This is a genomic window from Hymenobacter caeli, from assembly GCF_013294115.1.
Taxonomy (GTDB): Bacteria; Bacteroidota; Bacteroidia; order Cytophagales; family Hymenobacteraceae; genus Hymenobacter; species Hymenobacter caeli.
In genome coordinates, this window is record NZ_JABSNP010000041.1 from 1 (window position 1) to 3,775 (window position 3,775).

6 protein-coding genes are annotated in these 3,775 nt (G+C 58.1%); 1 reads left to right on the top strand and 5 read right to left on the bottom strand.

Annotation, left to right across the window (positions count from 1 at the left end; translation table 11 throughout):
* From HNP98_RS21650 to rplM, 5 genes are all read right to left on the bottom strand, one after another.
* Positions 1-317: hypothetical protein (locus tag HNP98_RS21650; protein ID WP_217425870.1), on the bottom strand; the 317-nt coding region annotated here is incomplete at its 3' end.
* Positions 318-381: 64 nt separating this feature from the next.
* Positions 382-1,218 carry a translation elongation factor Ts gene (gene tsf / locus HNP98_RS21440; protein ID WP_173812248.1) on the bottom strand — a complete coding sequence of 279 codons (837 nt, stop codon included), beginning with the start codon at positions 1,216-1,218 and terminating at the stop codon, positions 382-384.
* Positions 1,219-1,318: 100 nt separating this feature from the next.
* The gene (gene rpsB, locus HNP98_RS21445; RefSeq protein ID WP_068236152.1) at positions 1,319-2,086 is read right to left on the bottom strand and encodes a 30S ribosomal protein S2; all 768 of its coding nucleotides are present in this window, start codon (positions 2,084-2,086) and stop codon (positions 1,319-1,321) included.
* 19 nt (positions 2,087-2,105) lie between these two features.
* Positions 2,106-2,492, bottom strand: coding sequence for a 30S ribosomal protein S9 (rpsI, locus tag HNP98_RS21450; protein WP_173812249.1), 387 nt, complete (start codon positions 2,490-2,492; stop codon positions 2,106-2,108).
* Positions 2,493-2,531: 39 nt separating this feature from the next.
* On the bottom strand, positions 2,532-2,984 hold the full coding sequence (rplM, locus tag HNP98_RS21455) for a 50S ribosomal protein L13 (protein ID WP_173812251.1): 453 nt from the start codon (positions 2,982-2,984) through the stop codon (positions 2,532-2,534).
* 186 nt (positions 2,985-3,170) lie between these two features.
* Here rplM and HNP98_RS21460 point away from each other — a divergent pair, with 186 nt between their 5' ends.
* Positions 3,171-3,701: a hypothetical protein gene (locus HNP98_RS21460; RefSeq protein ID WP_173812253.1), complete on the top strand. Its 531-nt coding sequence runs from the start codon at positions 3,171-3,173 to the stop codon at positions 3,699-3,701.
* The last annotated feature ends 74 nt before the right edge of the window (positions 3,702-3,775 follow it).

Sequence of the window (3,775 nt, forward strand, 5' to 3'; positions counted from 1 at the left end):
CCACAAAATGGTCCGACTGGTCGTAGCTCTATTAGAATGGCTGCTCCGACAACTAGTGGTCTGTCAAAGGTCTGTAAAAATAGTAGGGTAGAGTAAATTACGAGTATTACGCCTAGCAACCATTTGTAACTATTTGAAAGTGGATTTATGTGAAACCCGGATTCTCCTGGCACCACTCTATCCATTATAGCAAAATCAACCCCTACGACCCACAGCCAAGCCACTACTAACCCATCCACTAATAGTGTGCTAAGAACTATAGCCAGTACAATACCGATTTGTGACAGTTTATTGGAAATTTGGAGAGGAACATTCATAGCCACAATAAAAAAGCCCGCTGGCACAATGCCAGCGGGCTTCCAATTTACCTAAAAGCGGCAATTAAGCACCGATAGCCACGCGCTTGAAGTCCGAAACCGTCATGCCTTTCGACGTGCCGTCGAGCAGCTGGGCGATGGTTTTGGAGTTGTCCTTCACGAATTCCTGGTTCAGGAGCGTGTTGTCTTTGTAGAACTTGTTGAGCTTGCCCTGGGCGATTTTCTCCAGCATGGCCTCGGGCTTGCCTTCGGCGCGGGCCTGCTCCTTACCCACTTCGATTTCGCGCTCTACCGTGGCGGAGTCCACGCCGTCTTTGTCCACGGCAACGGGCTTCATGGCCACGATTTGCATGGCCACGTCGCGGCCTACTTCGCTGGTTTCAGCGCCGCCCACGTTCTTCAGGCCCACGAGCACGCCTTTCTTGCTGTCGGAGTGCACATAAGAAGCTACTTTCTCCGCGGTGAGCGTGGCGTAGGTCACGTCCAGCTTCTCGCCGATTTTGCCCATCAGGTCCGTCACGTGCTCTTGCACGGTCAGGCCGTCGGCAGCTTTGGCGGCCAGCAGGTCCTCTTTGGTGCCGGCGTTGGTGCGCACGGCCGTGTCCAGGATTTGCTGGGCCAGCTCGCGGAAGTTGGCCACTTTGGCCACCGATTCGGTTTCGCAGGCCAGGGCCACCAGCTTGCCGGTGGTGCCGTCTTCGCTCACGTTCACGAGCACCAGGCCCTCCGACGTTTCGTTTTCGGCGCGCTTGTCGGCAATTTTCTGGCCGTGCTTGCGGAGGATATCGCGGGCGGCTTCGAAGTCGCCGTCGGCTTCCACGAGGGCTTTTTTGCAATCCATCATGCCCGCACCGGTCATGGTGCGGAGCTTGTTTACGTCTGCGGCGGTAATGGCGGCCATTAGAGTAAGTGGGGGTTGGGTGTAAAATCAAAAGAAGAAGGGAACCCCCGGAGCCAACGGCTTCGCGAAGGTTCCCTTCTTTCAAAGAGCGAAAAGGCGCTTATTCCTCGTCGGCAGCAGTTTTCTCGGCAATGGCGGCTTCGTCGGCCTCCTTGCGGTCGGCGTCCTCCTTGTCCACCTTGCGCTCCGACAGGCCTTCTTCAATCGCCTTGCCAATCACGCCCACGATGAGCTGAATCGACTTCGAGGCGTCGTCGTTGGCCGGAATCGGGAACTGAACCAACTCGGGGTTCGAGTTGGTGTCGCACATGGCGAACACCGGAATGCCCAATTTCTGAGCTTCTTTCACGGCGATGTGCTCGCGCTTCACGTCCACCACGAACAGGGCGGCGGGCAGGCGGCCGAGGTCGGCAATGCCACCCAGCACACGGTCGAGCTTGGCACGCTCACGCGACATCATCAGCTTCTCGCGCTTGGCGAGGGCGGCGTAGGCCGTGTTCTCTTTCACCATCTTGTCGATGGTCGACATTTTCTTCAGCGACTTGCGCACCGTGGCGAAGTTGGTGAGCATGCCGCCCAGCCACCGGTCGGTGACGAAGGGCATCTTTAGGCGCTCGGCTTCGGTGGTCACAATCTCCTGGGCCTGCTTTTTGGTGGCCACAAACATGATTTTGCGGCCGCTTTTGGCGATGTTGCGGATGGCGGTGGAGGCGTACTCCAGCGAAACCAGCGTCTTGTTCAGGTCGATGATGTGGATGCCGTTCTTCTCCATGAAGATGTACGGCGCCATTTTGGGGTCCCACTTGCGGGTGAGGTGGCCAAAATGCGAGCCTGCTTCGAGCAGGTCTTTATAGGTTGTCTGAGCCATGATACGGGTCCTCCTGGTTTTAGCGTTTCGAGAACTGGAACGAACGACGGGCTTTGCGCTTGCCGAACTTTTTGCGTTCCACCATCCGCGGGTCGCGGGTCAGGAAACCTTCCTTTTTCAGGGCCGGGCGGGTTTCGGCGTTGTCGCTCACCAAGGCTTTGGTGATGGCCAGGCGGATGGCCTCGGCCTGGGCCGAGATGCCGCCGCCCTTCACGTTCACCTTGATGTCGTACTGGCCGACTTGCTCGAGGATAGCGAGGGGTTGGTTCACCACGTTCTCCAGCAGCTCGTTGCTGAAGTAAGCCTTGATGTCCCGGTCGTTGATAGTGATATTCCCTTGCCCGGCCTGCATGTAAATGCGGGCCACCGAGGTTTTTCTTCTACCAGAGGTGTTGGTAATTGCCATTTAATGAATGAATTGAAAAGGCCCGGGGCCGACGTTGGCCTACAGGTTGGTGAGTTCGATGGTGCGGGGCTGCTGGGCCTCGTGGGGGTGCTCGGTGCCGGCGTACACGTACATGTTGCGGTACTGGGCGGCCCCGAGCTTGTTGCCTTGCAGCATGCCTTTTACGGCGTGCTCAATCACGCGGCGCGAGTCGCGGTTCAGCTGCTCGCGCACGGTGCGGCGCTTCTGGCCGCCGGGGTAGCCCGAGTGGGTGATGTAGACCTTTTCGGTCATTTTCTTGCCCGTCAGGCGCACCTGGTCCGCATTGATGACGATGACGCTGTCGCCGCAGTCGGAATTCGGGGTGAAAGAAGGCTTGTGCTTGCCGCGCAGGATGTTGGCAATCTGGCTGCACACGCGGCCCAGCGGGGCTACGCTGGCATCGACGATAACCCAGCTTTTCTGGGCGTTGGCCTTGTTGACGTGGGTCGTCTTGAAGCTCAGGTGGTCCATGAGTCGGAAAATAGGTAAGCTAAACAATTGAAAATAAACCCGAAACCGGTTAGGCTTCGGGAAAAACGGACACAAAGGTACCTTTATTTTGGGAGATGGCCAAGCGGATTGCAGTAGTTTTTAGGGGTTTGACCAAATCCGTAGCTGCGCGTAGCTTTGCCGCACCTCGTTTTCCGGGAGTCTTTTATGAATCCTCGCTTTATTCCGACCGGTTCCGGCCGCCGCGCCCGGCTGCTCCTGGCCGGTTTGCTGGGGCTATCCGTGGCGGTTGCCTTCCGCACGAAGTCAACCTACGATTCGGGCGACAGCGTGCAGCACTACTTGTTTGCGCACTACGCCTTCGCGCACCCCCTCAACCTGCTGGATTCGTGGGCCAAGCCGTTGTTCACGCTCCTGGCCGCCGGGCCGGCGCAGGCGGGTTTTATCGGCATGAAGCTATTCCAGTGCGGCGTGGTGGCCGCGTCGGTGTGGTGCGCGTTTGTGGTGGCACGGGCCCTGCGCCTGCCCGCGCCGGAGCTGGCCGTGCTGTTTGCCTACGCCATGCCCGGCTACTTCATCATCCAGTTTTCGGGCCTCACAGAGCCGCTGTTCGGGCTGGTATTGGTGGCGGCCGTGGCCCTGGCAATGGCCGACCGCCCCGCCTGGTCGGCGGCCCTGGTTTCCTGGCTGCCCTTCGTGCGCTCGGAGGGCTTTATCCTCTTAGAGGGTATAGGGTAAAAACATAGAGATTTACCTTTGCCGGATGAATCGCCGTGCTTATTCAACCGATTTGACTGCTGAACAATGGCTTC

What these genes read in the sequence shown, in the direction of transcription:
- tsf (WP_173812248.1), bottom strand. Translation starts at nt 1,218, where the DNA reads ATGGCCGCCATTACCGCCGCAGACGTAAACAAGCTCCGCACCATGACC.
- rpsB (WP_068236152.1), bottom strand. Translation starts at nt 2,086, where the DNA reads ATGGCTCAGACAACCTATAAAGACCTGCTCGAAGCAGGCTCGCATTTT.
- rpsI (WP_173812249.1), bottom strand. Translation starts at nt 2,492, where the DNA reads ATGGCAATTACCAACACCTCTGGTAGAAGAAAAACCTCGGTGGCCCGC.
- rplM (WP_173812251.1), bottom strand. Translation starts at nt 2,984, where the DNA reads ATGGACCACCTGAGCTTCAAGACGACCCACGTCAACAAGGCCAACGCC.
- HNP98_RS21460 (WP_173812253.1), top strand. Translation starts at nt 3,171, where the DNA reads ATGAATCCTCGCTTTATTCCGACCGGTTCCGGCCGCCGCGCCCGGCTG.